The sequence below is a fragment of the Allobrachymonas denitrificans DSM 15123 genome (assembly GCF_900110225.1).
In the GTDB taxonomy this organism is placed as follows: domain Bacteria; phylum Pseudomonadota; class Gammaproteobacteria; order Burkholderiales; family Burkholderiaceae_C; genus Brachymonas; species Brachymonas denitrificans.
Genome location: NZ_FOCW01000001.1, coordinates 182,024 through 198,508 on the forward strand (window position 1 = coordinate 182,024; position 16,485 = coordinate 198,508).

Genomic DNA, 16,485 nt, shown 5'->3' on the forward strand with positions numbered 1-16,485 from the left:
GCCTGTGCGGCGGATGGGAGGAATGGGGGGCGCGGCCTATCGTGGACGGTGTTCCATCCACCAGGTGTCAACCATGGCTTCCCAAACCACCAAGCAGTACACGGTGCTCACATCCAGCACCGTGGCGTTCACTGTCTGCTTCATGATCTGGATGATGTTTGCCGTCCTGGGCATCCCGATCAAGCAGAAGCTCGGCCTGAACGAGACCGAGTTCGGCATTCTGGCGGCAACCCCGGTTCTTTCCGGTTCCCTGATACGGGTGCCCCTGGGCATCTGGACCGACCGCTTCGGCGGTCGCATCGTGCTGTTCGCATTGATGCTGGCCTGCGTGGTGCCGATCTACGTGATGCAGTACGCCACCGCCTACTGGCACTTCCTGGTGATCGGCCTGTTCGTCGGTCTGGCTGGCGGCTCCTTCTCGGTCGGCACGCCCTACGTGGCGCGCTGGTTCCGCAAGGACCAGCAGGGCATGGCCATGGGCGTGTTCGGTGCCGGCAACGCCGGTTCCTCGCTGACCAAGCTGATCGCCCCCAGCATCATCGCCGCCTGGGGCTGGCAGATGGTGCCGACCGTCTATGCGGCCATCATGCTGGTGACGGCGCTGCTGTTCTGGTTCTTCTCGTACAGCGATCCCAAACACCTGGTGTCGTCCAAGGTGACGCTGGGTGAGCAGCTGGCACTGATGAAGGATCCGGCCGTGCTGCGCTACTGCCAGTACTACTCCGTGGTGTTCGGCGGCTATGTGGCGCTGGCGCTGTGGATGACCAAGTACTACGTTGGCGAATACGGCTTCGACCTGAAGCACGCCGCCTTCCTGGCTGCTGCCTTCTCCCTGCCCGGTGGCGTGCTGCGTGCCGTGGGCGGCTGGCTGAGCGACAAGTTCGGTGCCTACAAGGTGACCTGGGCCGTGATGTGGATCTGCTGGGTGGCGTTCTTCATCCTGTCCTATCCGCAGACCGACTTTGTCATCCAGACCACCAAGGGTCCGCAAACGTTCCACATCGGCCTGAACGCCACCATGTTCACCGTACTGCTGTTCGGCGTGGGCGTGGCGATGGCCGTGGGCAAGGCCTCCGTCTTCAAGTTCATCTCCGATGAATTCCCCACCAACATCGGCGCCGTCTCCGGCGTGGTCGGCCTGGCCGGCGGTCTGGGGGGCTTCCTGCTGCCGATCATGTTCGGCGCGCTGCTGGACCTGACCGGTGTGCGCACCAGTGCCTTCATGCTGCTCTATGGCTGCGTCTGCGTCAGCCTGGTGTGGATGCACTTCTCCTTCAAGCCGCTGGCGCGCCAGCAACAGGCGCAACTCGCTTCGGCCTGATTTTTCTTCCAACCAATCCTTCACCTGATGGGCCGCGTGGCGGCCCGGGAGACACACCATGAGTGCTCATGTCCTCACGCGCTGGGAGCCGGAAAATTCCGCCTTCTGGCAACAGGAAGGCCGTGCCGTCGCGCGCCGCAACCTGTGGATCTCGATACCGGCCCTGCTGCTTGCCTTTGCCATCTGGCAGGTGTGGAGCGTGGCCGTGGTCAACCTGCCCAACATCGGCTTCAAGTACACGCCCAACCAGCTGTTCTGGCTGGCGGCGGTGCCGGCGCTCTCGGGCGCCACGCTGCGCATCTTCTACTCCTTCATGGTGCCGATCTTCGGCGGCCGGCTCTGGACCACGCTGACCACGGCCAGTCTGCTGATTCCGGCCATCGGCCTGGGGCTGGCGGTGCAGAACCCCAATACCAGCTATGTCACCATGATGATGCTGGCGCTGCTGTGCGGCTTTGGTGGCGGCAACTTCAGTTCCAGCATGGCCAACATCAGCTTCTTCTTTCCCAAGTCGGAAAAGGGCACGGCGCTGGGCCTGAACGCCGGTCTGGGCAACCTGGGCGTGTCGGTGGTGCAGTTCGTGGTGCCGCTGATCATCACCATGGGCGTGTTCGGCGCCGTGGGCGGCGATTCGCAGATCTGGGTGAAGGGCGAGCAGACCAGGCAGATCTGGCTGCAGAACGCCGGCTTCGTCTGGGTGCCGTTCATCATCGTGTCGTCGCTGGCGGCCTGGTTCGGCATGAATGACATCGCCTCGGCCAAGGCCTCGTTTGCCGATCAGGCCGTGATTTTCTCGCGCAAGCACAACTGGCTGATGTGCTGGCTGTACCTGGGCACCTTCGGTTCCTTCCTGGGCTTTGCCGCCGGCTTTCCGCTGCTGATCAAGAGCCAGTTTGCCGGCGTCAACCCGACGCAGTACGCCTTCCTCGGCGCGCTGGTGGGCGGCCTGTCCCGTCCCTTCGGCGGCTGGCTGAGCGACAAGATCGGCGGTGCCAAGGTCACGCAATTCGTGTTCCTCGGCATGATCGCCGGCGTGATGGGCGTGCTGGCCTTCCTGCCGCAAGGCGGCCAGGGCGGCAACTTCTGGGGCTTTTTCGCCTGCTTCCTGGCGCTGTTTGCGCTGACCGGCATTGGCAACGGTTCCACCTTCATGCAGGTGCCGGCCATTTTCTCCACCCTGCACCAGCGTCTGGCCGCTGGCAAGGGCGGCGAAGCGCAGCAGCAGGCCGTGGCCAGTGCCAACAAGGAAGCGGCTGCGGTGCTGGGCTTCTCTGCCGCACTGGCAGCCTACGGGGGCTTCTTCATTCCCAAGAGCTACGGCACCTCGATCGAGATGACTGGCGGCGTGGATGCGGCGCTGTACGGCTTCATCGTGTTCTATGTGAGCTGCCTGCTCATCAACTGGTGGTACTACGCGCGCAAGAACGCCGAAGTGCCGTGCTGAAGCGCGACGGCCGCCGGTAGCAAGGGGTTTCTGGCCGGGTCTTGGCCCTGGCATGGCAACCCTGCAGGCAGCAGGACGGTGGTGAAGGGCATGGGCCTCTCCCCCGAAAGGCGTAGATCCGGTCCACCGTCTGCCGCCTGCGACCGGCCCACCGGCGAATAGGGCAAAACCCCGCGAATTTCTAGACTTGTATCCATGGACCAGGCAGGCGGCGCGGTGCCGCACCTGGCGCAAACGGAGGCACCATGAGCCATTTTCTCGACCGATTGAAATTCATGAGCAAGGTGAAAGCCACCTTCTCGAACGGCCACGGCGCGGTGGTGAAAGAAGACCGCCAGTGGGAAGACGCATACCGCCAGCGCTGGCAGCACGACAAGATCGTGCGCAGCACGCACGGCGTGAACTGCACCGGCTCCTGCAGTTGGAAGGTGTACGTGAAGAACGGCCTGATCACCTGGGAAACCCAGCAGACCGACTACCCCCGCACCCGGGCCGACCTGCCCAACCATGAGCCGCGCGGCTGCCCGCGTGGGGCATCGTATAGCTGGTACGTGTACTCGGCACAGCGCGTGAAGTACCCCATGGTGCGCGGCAAGCTGATGCAGATGTGGCGCGAGGCGCGCAAGAGCATGGGCGCCATCGATGCCTGGGAAAGCATCAGCCAGAACCCCGAAAAGGCCAAGGAATACAAGTCCCGCCGTGGCCAGGGCGGCTTTGTGCGCGCCAGCTGGGACGAAGTGAACGAGATGGTGGCAGCCGCCAACGCCTACACCATCAAGAATTACGGCCCGGACCGCGTGATCGGCTTCTCGCCGATTCCGGCCATGTCCATGGTCAGCTACGCAGCGGGCAGCCGCTATCTGAGCCTGATCGGCGGCGTGCCGCTGTCCTTCTACGACTGGTACTGCGACCTGCCGCCGGCCAGCCCGCAGATCTGGGGCGAGCAGACCGACGTGGCCGAATCGGCGGACTGGTACAACTCCACCTACCTGATGGTGTGGGGCTCCAACGTGCCGATGACGCGCACGCCCGATGCCCACTTCTACACCGAGGTGCGCTACAAGGGCACCAAGACCGTGGCCGTGTCCAGCGATTTCGGCGAGATGGCCAAATTCGGCGACATCTGGCTGGCGCCCAAGCAGGGCACTGATGCTGCGCTCGCCATGGCCATGGGCCATGTGATCTTCAAGGAATTCCACCTCGACAAGCAGAGCAGCTACTTCACCGACTACATCCGCCGCCTGACCGACATGCCCATGCTGGTGCGCCTGAAGGAGGAGGGCGGCCGCTATCTGCCGGAGTACTTCCTGCGCGCCAGCCATCTGGAGGGCGGCCTGGGCGAAGACAACAACCCGGACTGGAAGACGCTGCTGATCGACGAGAACACGGGCGACATCGTGGCGCCCAACGGCTCCATCGGTTTCCGCTGGGGCCAGCCCGAGGGCAAGACCGGCAAGTGGAACCTGGAGCATCGCGACGGCGCCACCGCCCGCGAAATCCAGGGCCAGCTCACGCTGCTGGGGCAGCAGGACGAGGTGGTCGGCGTCGGCTTCCCGTACTTCGGCGCCGAGCATGATGAGCTGCTCACCCGCAACGTGCCGGCCAAGCGCATCACGCTTGCCGATGGTAGTACCGCGCTGGTCGCCACCGTGTTCGACCTGATGGCCGCCAACTACGGCATCGACCGCGGCCTGGGCGGCGGCAATGTGGCAAGCAGCTACATGGACGATGTGCCCTACACCCCGGCCTGGCAGCAGAAGCACACCGGCGTGAAGCCCGAGATGGTGATCCAGGTGGCACGCGAGTTTGCGCAGAACGCCGACCAGACCCAGGGCAAGAGCATGGTCATCGTGGGGGCCGCGCTCAACCACTGGTACCACATGGACATGACCTACCGCGGCATCATCAACATGCTGATGCTGTGCGGCTGTATCGGCCAGAGCGGTGGTGGCTGGGCGCACTACGTGGGACAGGAAAAGCTGCGCCCGCAAAGCGGCTGGGCGCCGCTGGCCTTCGGCGCCGACTGGAACCGACCGGCCCGCCAGATGAACGGCACCAGCTTCTTCTACGCGCACACCAGCCAGTGGCGCCACGAGAAGCTCGGCGTGAACGAGATCCTGTGCCCGACCGCCGACGGCAGCATGGCCAACATGTCCCTGATCGACTACAACGCCAAGGCCGAGCGCATGGGCTGGCTGCCCTCTGCGCCGCAACTCAGCACCAACCCGCTGGACATCACGCGCCAGGCCGAAGCGGCCGGCCAGGATCCGGTGGCCTACACGGTGCAGGGCCTGAAGGACGGCACGCTCGACATGAGCTGCAACGACCCGGACAACCCGAAGAATTTCCCGCGCAACCTGTTCGTGTGGCGTTCCAACATCCTGGGCTCCTCCGGCAAGGGCCACGAGTACTTCCTGAAGTACCTGCTCGGCACGCAGAACGCGCTGATGAGCGACGAGGCCAACTGCATCACGCCGACCGAAATCACCGTGCGTCCGGCTGCCGAAGGCAAGCTGGACCTGCTGGTGGTGCTGGACTTCCGCATGAGCACCACCTGCCTGTACGGCGACATCGTGCTGCCCACGGCCACCTGGTACGAGAAGGACGACCTGAACACGTCCGACATGCACCCCTTCATCCACCCGCTGAGCGAGGCCGTGCAGCCGCTGTGGCAGAGCAAGACCGACTGGGAAATCTACAAGGGTTTTGCCAAGGCCATCAGCGAAGTCGGCGGCGACTACCTGGGCGTGCAGAAGGATCTGGTGCTCACCCCGCTGATGCACGACACCCCGCAGGAACTGGGCCAGGCCTTCGATCCGCGCGACTGGAAGAAGGGCGAGTGCGAACCCATCCCCGGCAAGACCATGCCGGCCATGACGGTGGTGGAGCGCGACTACAAGGCGATCTACCAGAAGTTCACCTCCATCGGCCCGCTGATGGAAAAGGCGGGCAACGGCGGCAAGGGCATGGCCTGGAAAACCGGCCACGAAATCGAGAAGCTGCGCGCCATGAACAAGGTGGTGCAGGACGGCGTGGCCAAGGGCCAGCCGCGGCTGGACACCGCCATCGACGCCGCCGAGATGATTCTCACGCTGGCGCCCGAAACCAACGGCCACGTCGCCGTCAAGGCCTGGGAGTCGCTGAGCAAGATCACCGGCCGCGACCACACGCATCTGGCCATCCCGCGCGAGCATGACCACATCACCTTCCGCGATATCCAGGCGCAACCGCGCAAGATCATTTCCTCGCCGATCTGGTCCGGCCTGGAAAGCGAGGAAGTGAGCTACAACGCCGGCTACACCAACGTGCACGAGCTGATCCCGTGGCGTACCCTGACCGGCCGCCAGCAGTTCTACCAGGATCACCAGTGGATGCGCGCCTTCGGCGAAGGCCTGTGCCTGTACAAGCCGCCGGTCGACCTGAAGACCACGGCCGCCGTGCACAGGCACAAGCCCAACGGCAACACCGAAATCCTGCTGAACTTCCTCACGCCGCACCAGAAGTGGGGCATCCACAGCACCTACAGCGACAACCTGCGCATGCTCACGCTCTCGCGCGGCGGCCCGCACGTGTGGATCAGCGAGAAGGACGCCCAGGAGGCCGGCATTGTCGACAACGACTGGATCGAGGTGTTCAACGTGAACGGCACGCTCACCGCCCGTGCGGTGGTCAGCCAGCGCATTCCCAAGGGCATGACGCTGATGTACCACGCCCAGGAAAAGATCGTGAACGTGCCCGGCGCCGAGATGAGCGGCAAGCGCGGCGGCATCCACAACTCGGTGACGCGCGCCGTGACCAAGCCCACCCACATGATCGGCGGCTATGCCCAGTACAGCTACGGCTTCAACTACTACGGCACCGTGGGCGCCAACCGCGACGAGTTCGTGGTGGTGCGCAAGATGAAGAACGTGGACTGGATGGACCAGCCCAAGTAAGGCACCCGCGGGCGGAGCGATCGGCCCGCTGCCCACAGCAAGAATTCCGGAGAATCAGCAATGAAAATCAGAGCGCAAATCGGCATGGTGCTCAACCTCGACAAGTGCATCGGCTGCCACACCTGCTCGGTCACCTGCAAGAACGTCTGGACCAGCCGCGACGGCGTGGAATACGCCTGGTTCAACAACGTCGAGACCAAGCCCGGCATCGGCTTTCCGAAGAACTGGGAAGACCAGGAGCAATGGAAGGGTGGCTGGGTGCTGGACGACAACGGCAAGCTGCAGCCCAAACAGGGCGGCAAGGCGAAGATCCTGTCCAACATCTTCGCCAACCCCAACCTGCCGCAGATCGACGAGTACTACGAGCCGTTCACCTACGACTACGAGCACCTGCAGAACGCCCCCGAGATGAAGACGCCGCCTACGGCACGTCCGGTGTCGGTGCTGACCGGCAAGAAGATGGACAAGATCGAATGGGGCCCGAACTGGGAAGACGACCTTGGCGGCGAGTTTGCCAAGCGCGCCAAGGATGCCCTGTTCGACGGCATCCAGAAGGAGATGTACTCGGCCTTCGAGAACACCTTCATGATGTACCTGCCGCGCCTGTGCGAGCACTGCCTCAACCCCACCTGCGTGGCATCGTGCCCTTCCGGCTCGATCTACAAGCGCGAGGACGACGGCATCGTGCTGATCGACCAGGACAAGTGCCGCGGCTGGCGCATGTGCATCAGCGGCTGCCCGTACAAGAAGATCTACTACAACTGGACCAGCGGCAAGGCCGAGAAGTGCATCTTCTGCTATCCGCGCATCGAGGCCGGCCAGCCCACCGTGTGTTCCGAAACCTGCGTGGGCCGCATCCGCTACCTGGGCGTGCTACTGTATGACGCCGACAAAATCGAGACTGCCGCCAGCATGAAGGACGAGCAGGACCTGTACCAGGCCCAGCTCGACCTGTTCCTCGACCCGAACGACCCCGCCATCATCGAGGAAGCCCGCAAGCAGGGCATCCCCGAAGCCTGGCTGGACGCTGCGAAGAAATCGCCCGTCTACAAGATGGCGATGGAGTGGAAGGTCGCCTTCCCGCTGCACCCGGAATACCGCACCCTGCCCATGGTGTGGTACATCCCGCCGCTGTCCCCGATCCAGAGCGCCATGGAAAACGGCCTGATCGGCGAGAACGGCGTCATCCCCGACGTGAAGGACCTGCGCATCCCGATCCAGTACCTGGCCAACCTGCTCACGGCAGGCAAGGAGGAACCGGTGATCCAGGCGCTGGAAACCATGGTCGCCATGCGCCGCTACATGCGCAAGAAGAGCGTGGAAAAGGTCAGCGACGAAAGCACGCTGGCCGGCACTCACCTCTCTGGCGCGCAGGTGGAAGAGATGTACCAGATCATGGCCATTGCCAACTACGAAGACCGCTTCGTGATCCCCACTTCGCACAAGGAACTGGTGGAAAACACCTTCGACGAGAAGGCCGCCTGCGGCTTCACCTTCGGCAACGGCTGCTCCACCGGCACCAGCCAGGAAAGCCTGTTCGGCCGCAAGAAGGCTTCGCCCATCGTCTTCCACGACATGCGCAAGCAACTCAAGGCCAACCGCGAGAAATGAGGAGGATGTGATGACTGCTTTGCATTACCGTGCATTCTCTGCGCTGCTGTGTTATCCCGAACAGGAACTGATAGAGGCTTTGCCTGAAATCAAAGCTGCATTGACGGGTACGCCGGCGCTGCTGGCAGCGGTCGAGCCGCTGCTCGCCACGCTGCAGCAGGGCGAGCTGATCACGCTGCAGGAAAGCTATGTGGCGACCTTCGACCGCAACCCTGCGCACTCGCTGCACCTGTTCGAGCACATCCACGGTGAGGACCGCGCGCGCGGCCAGGCCATGGTGGATCTGCTGGAAGAGTACAAGGCGCACGGCTTCGAATCGGTGAGCGACGAGCTGCCGGACTATGTGCCGCTGTTCCTCGAGTTCCTGTCGCAGTGCGAACCGGACGAGGCCGCGCGCCTGCTGGGCGATGCCGTGCACGTGCTGCACCACGTGGCCGACAAGCTGCAGGGCAATGGCTCGCCCTATGCCGGCGTGCTGCAGGCCGTAGTCAGCCTGTCGCCGGTGGCGCCGCTGCCGCTGACCGTGCCGCCCGTGCGCGACATGGACGAAGCACTGGAAACCTTCGGCCCCGGCGCGGACGGTATCGAGCCGCTGCTCAAGCCCGCCATGGGCGGCCTGCCGGCCGTGGCACCGATCAACTTTTATGCGCAGCGGCCCGCCTCGCCGGCCGCCTGCTGAGAGCGGGGAGAATCCTCATGAGCTATCTGCACCAATTCGTTTTCGGAATCTATCCGTACATCGCGCTGAGCATCTTCCTGCTCGGCAGCCTGCTGCGCTTCGACCGCGAGCAGTACTCGTGGAAGAGCGAGTCCAGCCAGGTGCTGTACAGCGGCAACCTGCGCGTGGCCAACATCCTGTTCCACGTCGGCATCCTGGGGCTGTTCTTCGGCCACCTGTTCGGCCTGCTGACGCCGGTTGCCGTGTGGGACGCACTCGGCATCACCCACGGCCAGAAACAGGTGTTTGCCATGGTCATGGGCGGCATCTTTGGCGTCATGTGCCTGATCGGCGTGCTGATGCTGCTGGCCCGCCGCTTCGGCAACGAGCGCCTGGCCGCCAACACCACCTGGCGCGACAAGCTGGTGATGCTGTGGATCCTGGCCACGCTGCTGCTGGGCCTGTCCACCATTGCCGTCTCGGCCAGTCATCTGGACGGCCACGAAATGGTCACCCTGATGACCTGGGCACAGCACATCGTCACCTTCCGTGGTGATGCCGCCAGCTTCATTGCCGAGGCTTCCTGGGTATTCAAGCTGCACCTGTTCATGGGCATGACGCTGTTCGTGATCTTCCCGTTCACCCGTCTGGTGCACGTGTGGAGCGGCTTTGCCAGCGTGAGCTACCTGACGCGCGCCTGGCAGCTGGTGCGCCCGCGCCGCGTGTGATTGCTGTAGAGAAAGAGAAAATCGGTTCACCTCTGGCCGCCCTTCCGGGCGGCTTTTTTTGTGCGGGCTTGTTATAACATTACAGTCGACGCAGTTTTTGGGGACGCGTTACGCTGCAGCCTGTTCCATGCAACTCAACTCCGCCCAGCACCATCTCCTCACGCTTCTGCGTGTCGCCACACGTCCGCTCACGGCTTACGCCTTGCTGGATGGTGCACGTGATGCCGGCGTGCGCGCACCCACGCAGGTCTACCGCGCGCTGGACAAGCTGATGGCGCTCGGTCTGGTGCATCGTCTCGACTCCCTCAACGCCTACGTGGCCTGCACGCAGCCGCTCACCTGCAGGCCGGGCCACGCCGCCTTCGCCATTTGCGATGACTGCGGCGCCGTGGACGAGTTCGACGATGCGGCACTCGGTCGCGCGCTGGGGCGCTGGGCCAGGAGCAGCGCTTTTGCCCTGCGCAAGACCGCCATCGAGCTGCACGGCCAGTGCGCCGCCTGCGCCGGCGCTCCCTGACCCTCCCGTTTTCTCAACCCCGCCGGCCACGCCGTCTGCGGTGTGCCTTGTCACGCCTGCACGCCGGCTCCGGCGCCACCATTCCAGGAAAGTCCCCATGATCCGCAAGAACCCCCGCGGCGACCTGCCGCAGATCCACCCGAGCGCTTTCGTCGATCCCACCGCCATCCTGTGCGGCAAGGTGATCGTGGAAGAGAACGTGTTCATCGGCCCCTATGCCGTGATCCGTGCCGACGAGATGAACGCCAGCGGCGAGATCGAGCCACTGGTGATCGGTGCCCATTCCAACATCCAGGATGGCGTGGTGATCCACTCCAAGTCCGGTGCGGCCGTGACCATCGGCCAGCGCACCTCCATCGCCCACCGCGCCATCGTGCACGGCCCCTGCACCGTGGGCAATGGCGTGTTCATCGGCTTCAACAGCGTGCTGTTCAACTGCACCATCGATGATGGCTGCGTGGTGCGCTACAACGCGGTGGTGGATGGTGTGCATCTGCCGGCCGGCTTTTACGTGCACTCCACCGAGCGCATCGGGCCGGATACCGACCTGGCCTCGCTGCCGCAGGTGCCGGCCGACGCCAGCGAGTTTTCCGAGGATGTGGCACGCACCAACAACGCGCTGGTGCAGGGCTACAAGGCTATTCAGAACGAGTTCTGACATCACGCCGGAAGTCTGCAGCCTCCTGGCGCAACCAGTCGCACACCGCCTGCACCTGGGGGCGGTGCGCAGCCGCCGGAGGGTGCACCAGGTAGTACTCGTAGGGGCCTTTCACGGGGGTTCCGGGAAGGTACTGGAGTTGCCCCAGTTTCAGGGCCTCTCCGGCAAGCACGTCGGAGGCTACCGCCAGCCCTGCACCAGCCGCCGCGGCATCCAGCGTCAGATACGTATGGGAAAACCGCAGCCCCTGACGCAGACGCTGTGCTGGCACCTGCAGGCCCTGCGCGGCGCACCAGCGTGGCCAATCCACTTGTGCCGGAATCCGCTGCTCGTATTCGTCATGCAGCAGGGCAAAAGCGGTCACGTCTGCGGGGCGGCAGATCTGTGCGGCCAGGGATGGATGCGCCACGGCGTGGTAGGTTTCCGGCAGCAGCATGTCCGACACAAGCCCGGGGTAGGTACCGGAGCCCAGCCGGATCGCCAGATCGACGTGGTCCCTGGCGAAATCGACGTGGGGCACCGAGCCCAGCACGCGCACCTCGATGTGCGGTTGCAGGGCCGTGAATCGGCCCAGCCGCGGCATCAGCCAGCGGGTGACGAACGACGGCATGGCCGTGACGGTGACCTGGGTATCGTCGTCCGTCCTGCGGAGCGCCAGGGAAGCACGTTCCAGCTCCTCGAGCAGCTGGTGCACCTCCACAAAGTAGCGGCGCCCTGATTCGTTCAGCTCCACCGAGCGCGCCTTGCGCTCGAACAGCGGGCGCCCCAGCCATTCCTCCAGCAGCCGCACCTGGTGCCCCACGGCGCCGGCGGAAACGCACAGCTCCTCGCCGGCACGCACGAAGCTGCCATGGCGGGCGGCAGCTTCAAACGCCCGGATCGCAAGCATGGGCGGAAGTGTTCTGGACATAGCATCAATTCCATTGAGCCTCAGGCGGCAGAGTATTCATTTGTACTCCAGTTTGGCGCCGGATAAATTAGCGGTGTCTTGAAAAAGGCTCATTGAAATTGAGCCAGCCAGAGGGAGTGGATCTGCCATGGGCGCGTTGTTTGTTCTGATTTCCGCCATCGGCTTCGGCTCGATGGCCCTGTTTGCCAACATGGCCTATGCCGACGGGGTGGATACCTTCAGCCTGCTGACCTTGCGCTTCGTGATTGCGGCTTCGCTGCTGGGAGCCCTCGCGGTGGTGCGGGGTGCGCGTTTTCCGCGTGGCCGGGCCTTGCGCAGCTACGCCGGCATGGGCGTGGTCTATACGGCGATGGCATGGGGCTACTTCGGCGCCCTGCACCATGCACCCTCGGCGACCGTGGCCCTGGTGCTGTATGTCTATCCCATTCTGGTGGCCCTGGCCGCGTTCGCGCTGCGTCTGGATCGTTTCGGCTGGCCCGAAGCAGGCACCCTGGTGCTTTCCTCGCTGGGCCTGTATCTGGTGCTGGGAGGCAGCACACAGGGCTCAGGCACGGGGCTGTTGCTGGCCTTTGTGGCAGCCGTGTGCTACAGCGGCTACATCCTGATCGGCAGCCGCAAGCACATGGAGGGGGACGCCGTGGCCTGTTCCACCGTGGTCTTGAGTACGGCGGCGGTGTGCTGCTTTGCGCTCTCTTTCATGCAGGGCGGGCAGCACTGGCCGAACAGTCCTGCTTCCTGGGCTGCCACCGTGGGGGTGGCGGTTTTCGGGACTGCGGTGGCGATTGCGGCATTTGTCGCCGGCCTGAAACGCATCGGCCCCACCCAGGCAGCCGTGCTGTCCACACTGGAGCCGGTGGTCACCGTGATCCTGGGTGTCGTATTCCTGCGCGAACAGCTCACAGTCTCTGCAGCAGCGGGCGGATGCCTCATTCTGGCTGCAGCCATTGTGCTGACCCTGGGGCGCAACCGGCGGCTGGCGAAGCACGCGCCAGCCGCCGCCGGACAACCCCGGAATGACGCCTGAGGCAGCCTGCCTGGCGGAGGGGCGGAGGGGCGGAGGGGCGGAGGGGCGGAGGGGCGGCGGGGCGGCGGGGCGGCGGGGTCTAGCTTCGCCGGAACACCAGCAGCAGCCCCGCCAGGATGGCCACCATGCCGGCCACGGCCAGGGCCGGCATGGCGTTCCCGAGGATCAGGAAGTCCAGAATCACCGTGACCACCGGTACCAGATAGAACAGGCTGGTCACGTTCACCAGATTGCCGCTGCGGATCAGGCGGTACAGCAGCAGCTGCGCCACCACCGAAATCACCAGACCCAGCCAGAGCAGCGGAATCAGGAAATCGGGGCTCCACTCGAAGTGGAAGGGCTGGGTGGGCAGCACCAGCAGATACAGCAGCAGCGTCACCAGATACTGCAGCGGCAGCACCTGGGCCGGTGCCTGCCGGATGCGCTTCTGCAGCAGCGCGCCGAAAGTAGTGCAGAGCAGAGCACCCAGTGCAAATGCCATGCCGAGACCGGACAGCCTGGTCAGCACCAGACTCTGGTACACCACCAGCACCAGACCACCCAGTGCCAGCAGCAGGCCCGACAGGCGCGCGGCGGAGAAGCGGCGCTCGGTCAGCAGCAGCGTCAGGATGGGCTGCACGCCCAGCAGCGTGGCCAGCAGCCCCGGCGTCACGCCGTGCGCCATGGCCTGGAAGTAGCAGACCGAATAGAAGCCGATCATCAGCAGGCCGGTGCTGGCCACCTGCCAGCGGGTGCCGGGCTCGGGCAGCCATTGCCTGCGTGGCACGCCAATGATCAGCAGCACCCCCAGCGCCATGGCGAAGCGCAGGATCAGCAGGGCAAAGACGGAGCCATGGTCCAGGCCCCAGCGGGTGAAAATGGCCGCGCTGCCCCAGAGCAGCACGAAGGAGGACATGGCGGCAGGCGCCGCCCATCGGGAAGATTGTGAAGACATGAAACCCTCATCTGTCAGAAACGAACCAGCCCCGTTTAGGCGCTGCAAGGCGCAGTGCCACAAAGGATGAAAACGGGGGTGCGAAGTGGCCGGTCAGCCGTGCACAACGACGCGCGGCGGATGGACGCCAGTCACGACGCTGCCGGGCGGTGGCGCGACAGAAGAGGGAAGGGGAGGATTGGCTGCGTGCACGCGCACACCCCTGCTGCGCAGAAATGCGAACGATGGGATGGAGAGTGCGGACGGTGCCATGGGAGATGTCGAAACAGGAAAGTTGTCTGAAATGGTAGCAGCTTCCTGCCCGGAGTGGCAGGTTTTGTGGCGGGTGCGTGCACTGGCAGTTACTGCGATACCGCTGGCGGTGCGGTGCGACGGGACAAGGCCTAGCTCTTTCGGCGGATACCGGAAAAAACGGGGCGTGATATATTCGTCTACATAACGCATTTCCCTAGGAGATTCTGCCCATGTCCCGCTTCCGTCCCGTTCTTCGCGCCGTGTCCGTACTGGCCCTGCTCGGCGCCAGCGCCCTCTCGCACGCGGCCGAAATCACCGTGTCGGCTGCCGCCAGCCTCACGAATGCCTTCAAGGACATCGGCCAGGCCTACGAAAAGCAGTATCCCGATGCCAAGGTGCGCTTCAACTTTGCCGCCTCCGGTCCGCTGCTGCAGCAGATTGCCAAGGGCGCACCGGTGGACGTGTTTGCCTCGGCCGACCAGGAAACCATGGACAAGGCCCAGCAGCAGGGCCTGCTGCAGGCCGGCACACGCCAGGACTTTGCCCGCAACACCCTGGTGCTGATCGTGCCTGCCGACAGCAAGCTGCCGCTGCGCACCCTGGCTGACCTGCGCCGTGCCGACGTCAAGCGCATCGCCGTCGGTAACCCCGACAGCGTGCCGGTGGGCCGCTACAGCAAGCAGGCGCTGGAGACCGCCGGCCAGTGGACGGCACTGCAGCCCAAGGTGATCAACACGCAAAGCGTGCGCCAGTCGCTCGACTATGTGGCGCGCGGCGAGGTCGAGGCCGGGTTCGTTTACGCCACCGACGCAGCCATCATGCCGCAGAAGGTGCGCGCGCTGTTCACCGTGCCCACCACCAAGCCGGTGAGCTACCCGATCGCCACCATCGGCACCAGCCAGCAGCAGGTCGAAGCCAAGCGCTTTGCCCGCTATGTGCTGTCGCCGCAAGGCCAGGCCGTGCTGCAGCGCTACGGTTTCAGCAAGCCCTGAGTCTCCACGCCGGTATCTGAACCACCATGGACCAGGTCGCATCCGCACTGACCCTCTCGCTCAAGGTGGCGGGGCTGGCCACGCTGGTCGATCTGGTGCTGGGCGTGGCTGTCGGCTACCTGCTGGCGCGCAAGCGCTTTCCGGGGCGTGAATTGCTCGATACCGTGCTGACGCTGCCCATGGTGATGCCGCCTACCGTGCTTGGCTACTACCTGCTGGTGCTGCTGGGCCGCAAGGGCTGGCTGGGCGGCTGGCTGCAGGACACCTTCGGCATCAACCTGATTTTCACCTGGCAGGGCGCGGTGATTGCCGCCAGCGTGGTGGCGTTTCCGCTGGTGTTCAAGCCGGCTCGCGCCGCGTTCGAGGCGGTGGACGGCCGGCTGGAACAGGCCGCGCGCGTGCTCGGCGTGAGCGAGTGGGGTGTGCTCTGGCGCGTGACGCTGCCGCTGGCCTGGCGCGGCATCCTGGCCGGCCTGCTGCTGGCCTTTGCGCGTGCCATGGGCGAGTTCGGAGCCACGCTGATGGTCGCCGGCAGCATTCCCGACCAGACGCAGACGCTGTCGATTGCCGTGTACGAGGCGGTGCAGGCGGGGCAGGACGATGTGGCCAACATGCTGGTGCTGATCATCTCCGTCACCTGCGTCGCCATCCTGCTGGCAGCGGGCAAGCTGGCGCCCGGGCGCATTGCGGCGCGGGAGGGCTGAGCGCATGTTCGACATGGCCATCGACAAGGTGCTGCACTCGGGCGAGCGGCATTTTCATCTGCAGTTGCAGTGGCGCTCGGAGCATCGCCGTGTGGTGCTGCTGGGCGGTTCGGGCGCGGGCAAGACGCTCACGCTCAAGGCCATTGCCGGCCTGCTGCAGCCCGATGCCGGCCATATCCGCGTGGCCGGCCGCGCGCTGTTCGACGCCGCGCAGGGCATCAACCTCACGCCGCAGCAGCGCCATGTGGGCTATGTGTTCCAGGACTATGCGCTGTTTCCGCACCTGACGGTGCGCCAGAATATCGGCTTCGGCCTGCAGCGCGGCTGGCGCAATCCCCGCCCGCGCGTGCGCCATCCCGAGGTGGACCAGTGGCTGGAAGCGCTGCACATCGAGCCGCTGGCCGAACAGATGCCGCACCAGCTGTCTGGCGGCCAGCGCCAGCGCGTGGCCCTTGCTCGCGCGCTGGCGGCGCAACCGGGAGCCTTGCTGCTGGATGAGCCCTTCTCCGCGCTCGATCCCGCCCTGCGCCAGGCCCTGCGCGATGAGCTGGACAGCCTGCAGCGACGCCTGCAGCTTCCGATGATTCTGATCACGCACGATCCGGAGGATGCACGCCAGCTGGGCGATCACATCATCCATCTGCAGGACGGGCAGGTGTTGCGCGAGGAACTGGCGGGGGCGCCCGGGGCGCGGCAGATCCGGCCGGAGCGCGCGTCCGCGTCCTCTGGGGTGCCCCATGTCCGCAGTGCCCTGCCTGTTGCGACCTGACGGCCGCCCCTTCACGATGGCGGACCTGGACGCGCCCATGCAGCCG

At 65.0% G+C, this 16,485-nt stretch carries 14 protein-coding genes; 12 read left to right on the forward strand and 2 right to left on the reverse strand.

The features are described from left to right. The first annotated feature begins 73 nt into the window (after positions 1–73). The 8 genes from BMW28_RS00890 to BMW28_RS00925 all read left to right on the forward strand — a co-directional run bounded on the left by BMW28_RS00890 (position 74) and on the right by BMW28_RS00925 (position 10,872). Positions 74–1,321, forward strand: a complete 1,248-nt coding sequence (locus tag BMW28_RS00890) for an MFS transporter (protein ID WP_091812863.1) — start codon at positions 74–76, stop codon at positions 1,319–1,321. Between the two features lie 58 nt (positions 1,322–1,379). After that, on the forward strand, positions 1,380–2,765 hold the full coding sequence (locus BMW28_RS00895) for a NarK family nitrate/nitrite MFS transporter (protein WP_091812865.1): 1,386 nt from the start codon (positions 1,380–1,382) through the stop codon (positions 2,763–2,765). A 245-nt stretch (positions 2,766–3,010) separates the two neighbouring features. Continuing rightward, positions 3,011–6,700 (forward strand): nitrate reductase subunit alpha, encoded by a 3,690-nt coding sequence (locus BMW28_RS00900; RefSeq protein WP_091812867.1) that lies wholly within the window; start codon positions 3,011–3,013, stop codon positions 6,698–6,700. Positions 6,701–6,760: 60 nt separating this feature from the next. Beyond that, complete coding sequence (gene narH, locus BMW28_RS00905; RefSeq protein WP_091812869.1) at positions 6,761–8,311, forward strand: nitrate reductase subunit beta; 1,551 nt, start codon at positions 6,761–6,763, stop codon at positions 8,309–8,311. Between the two features lie 10 nt (positions 8,312–8,321). Next, complete coding sequence (narJ, locus tag BMW28_RS00910; RefSeq protein ID WP_091812871.1) at positions 8,322–8,990, forward strand: nitrate reductase molybdenum cofactor assembly chaperone; 669 nt, start codon at positions 8,322–8,324, stop codon at positions 8,988–8,990. 17 nt (positions 8,991–9,007) lie between these two features. Then, on the forward strand, positions 9,008–9,697 hold the full coding sequence (narI, locus tag BMW28_RS00915; RefSeq protein WP_091812873.1) for a respiratory nitrate reductase subunit gamma: 690 nt from the start codon (positions 9,008–9,010) through the stop codon (positions 9,695–9,697). A gap of 127 nt (positions 9,698–9,824) precedes the next feature. After that, on the forward strand, positions 9,825–10,214 hold the full coding sequence (locus BMW28_RS00920) for a Fur family transcriptional regulator (RefSeq protein ID WP_091812875.1): 390 nt from the start codon (positions 9,825–9,827) through the stop codon (positions 10,212–10,214). A gap of 97 nt (positions 10,215–10,311) precedes the next feature. Further along, the gene (locus BMW28_RS00925) at positions 10,312–10,872 is read left to right on the forward strand and encodes a gamma carbonic anhydrase family protein (RefSeq protein ID WP_091812877.1); all 561 of its coding nucleotides are present in this window, start codon (positions 10,312–10,314) and stop codon (positions 10,870–10,872) included. Here BMW28_RS00925 and BMW28_RS00930 read toward each other — a convergent pair. Continuing rightward, complete coding sequence (locus BMW28_RS00930) at positions 10,853–11,761, reverse strand: LysR substrate-binding domain-containing protein (RefSeq protein ID WP_234969915.1); 909 nt, start codon at positions 11,759–11,761, stop codon at positions 10,853–10,855. The genes BMW28_RS00925 and BMW28_RS00930 overlap by 20 nt on opposite strands. A gap of 148 nt (positions 11,762–11,909) precedes the next feature. Here BMW28_RS00930 and BMW28_RS00935 point away from each other — a divergent pair, with 148 nt between their 5' ends. After that, complete coding sequence (locus tag BMW28_RS00935; protein WP_091812880.1) at positions 11,910–12,806, forward strand: DMT family transporter; 897 nt, start codon at positions 11,910–11,912, stop codon at positions 12,804–12,806. 79 nt (positions 12,807–12,885) lie between these two features. Here BMW28_RS00935 and BMW28_RS00940 read toward each other — a convergent pair whose 3' ends face one another. Then, positions 12,886–13,740: a DMT family transporter gene (locus BMW28_RS00940; RefSeq protein WP_200785686.1), complete on the reverse strand. Its 855-nt coding sequence runs from the start codon at positions 13,738–13,740 to the stop codon at positions 12,886–12,888. A gap of 464 nt (positions 13,741–14,204) precedes the next feature. Between BMW28_RS00940 and modA the strand changes: the two genes are divergently transcribed. The 3 genes from modA to BMW28_RS00955 are packed head-to-tail and all read left to right on the forward strand — an operon-like array spanning position 14,205 to position 16,439. Next, a complete protein-coding gene (gene modA, locus BMW28_RS00945; RefSeq protein ID WP_200785687.1) occupies positions 14,205–14,966 on the forward strand; it encodes a molybdate ABC transporter substrate-binding protein in 762 nt (253 codons plus the stop codon). Positions 14,967–14,992: 26 nt separating this feature from the next. Next, positions 14,993–15,670 (forward strand): molybdate ABC transporter permease subunit, encoded by a 678-nt coding sequence (gene modB / locus BMW28_RS00950; protein ID WP_091812886.1) that lies wholly within the window; start codon positions 14,993–14,995, stop codon positions 15,668–15,670. A gap of 4 nt (positions 15,671–15,674) precedes the next feature. After that, positions 15,675–16,439, forward strand: coding sequence for an ATP-binding cassette domain-containing protein (locus tag BMW28_RS00955; RefSeq protein ID WP_091812888.1), 765 nt, complete (start codon positions 15,675–15,677; stop codon positions 16,437–16,439). The last annotated feature ends 46 nt before the right edge of the window (positions 16,440–16,485 follow it).

Bases quoted from the DNA above. Each gene is read 5' to 3' on its own strand.
- BMW28_RS00920 (WP_091812875.1), top strand. From the start codon at position 9,825: ATGCAACTCAACTCCGCCCAGCACCATCTCCTCACGCTTCTGCGTGTC.
- BMW28_RS00900 (WP_091812867.1), top strand. From the start codon at position 3,011: ATGAGCCATTTTCTCGACCGATTGAAATTCATGAGCAAGGTGAAAGCC.
- narH (WP_091812869.1), top strand. From the start codon at position 6,761: ATGAAAATCAGAGCGCAAATCGGCATGGTGCTCAACCTCGACAAGTGC.
- narI (WP_091812873.1), top strand. From the start codon at position 9,008: ATGAGCTATCTGCACCAATTCGTTTTCGGAATCTATCCGTACATCGCG.
- BMW28_RS00895 (WP_091812865.1), top strand. From the start codon at position 1,380: ATGAGTGCTCATGTCCTCACGCGCTGGGAGCCGGAAAATTCCGCCTTC.
- BMW28_RS00925 (WP_091812877.1), top strand. From the start codon at position 10,312: ATGATCCGCAAGAACCCCCGCGGCGACCTGCCGCAGATCCACCCGAGC.
- narJ (WP_091812871.1), top strand. From the start codon at position 8,322: ATGACTGCTTTGCATTACCGTGCATTCTCTGCGCTGCTGTGTTATCCC.
- BMW28_RS00935 (WP_091812880.1), top strand. From the start codon at position 11,910: ATGGGCGCGTTGTTTGTTCTGATTTCCGCCATCGGCTTCGGCTCGATG.
- modA (WP_200785687.1), top strand. From the start codon at position 14,205: ATGTCCCGCTTCCGTCCCGTTCTTCGCGCCGTGTCCGTACTGGCCCTG.
- BMW28_RS00955 (WP_091812888.1), top strand. From the start codon at position 15,675: ATGTTCGACATGGCCATCGACAAGGTGCTGCACTCGGGCGAGCGGCAT.
- BMW28_RS00930 (WP_234969915.1), bottom strand. From the start codon at position 11,761: ATGCTTGCGATCCGGGCGTTTGAAGCTGCCGCCCGCCATGGCAGCTTC.
- BMW28_RS00890 (WP_091812863.1), top strand. From the start codon at position 74: ATGGCTTCCCAAACCACCAAGCAGTACACGGTGCTCACATCCAGCACC.
- modB (WP_091812886.1), top strand. From the start codon at position 14,993: ATGGACCAGGTCGCATCCGCACTGACCCTCTCGCTCAAGGTGGCGGGG.
- BMW28_RS00940 (WP_200785686.1), bottom strand. From the start codon at position 13,740: ATGTCTTCACAATCTTCCCGATGGGCGGCGCCTGCCGCCATGTCCTCC.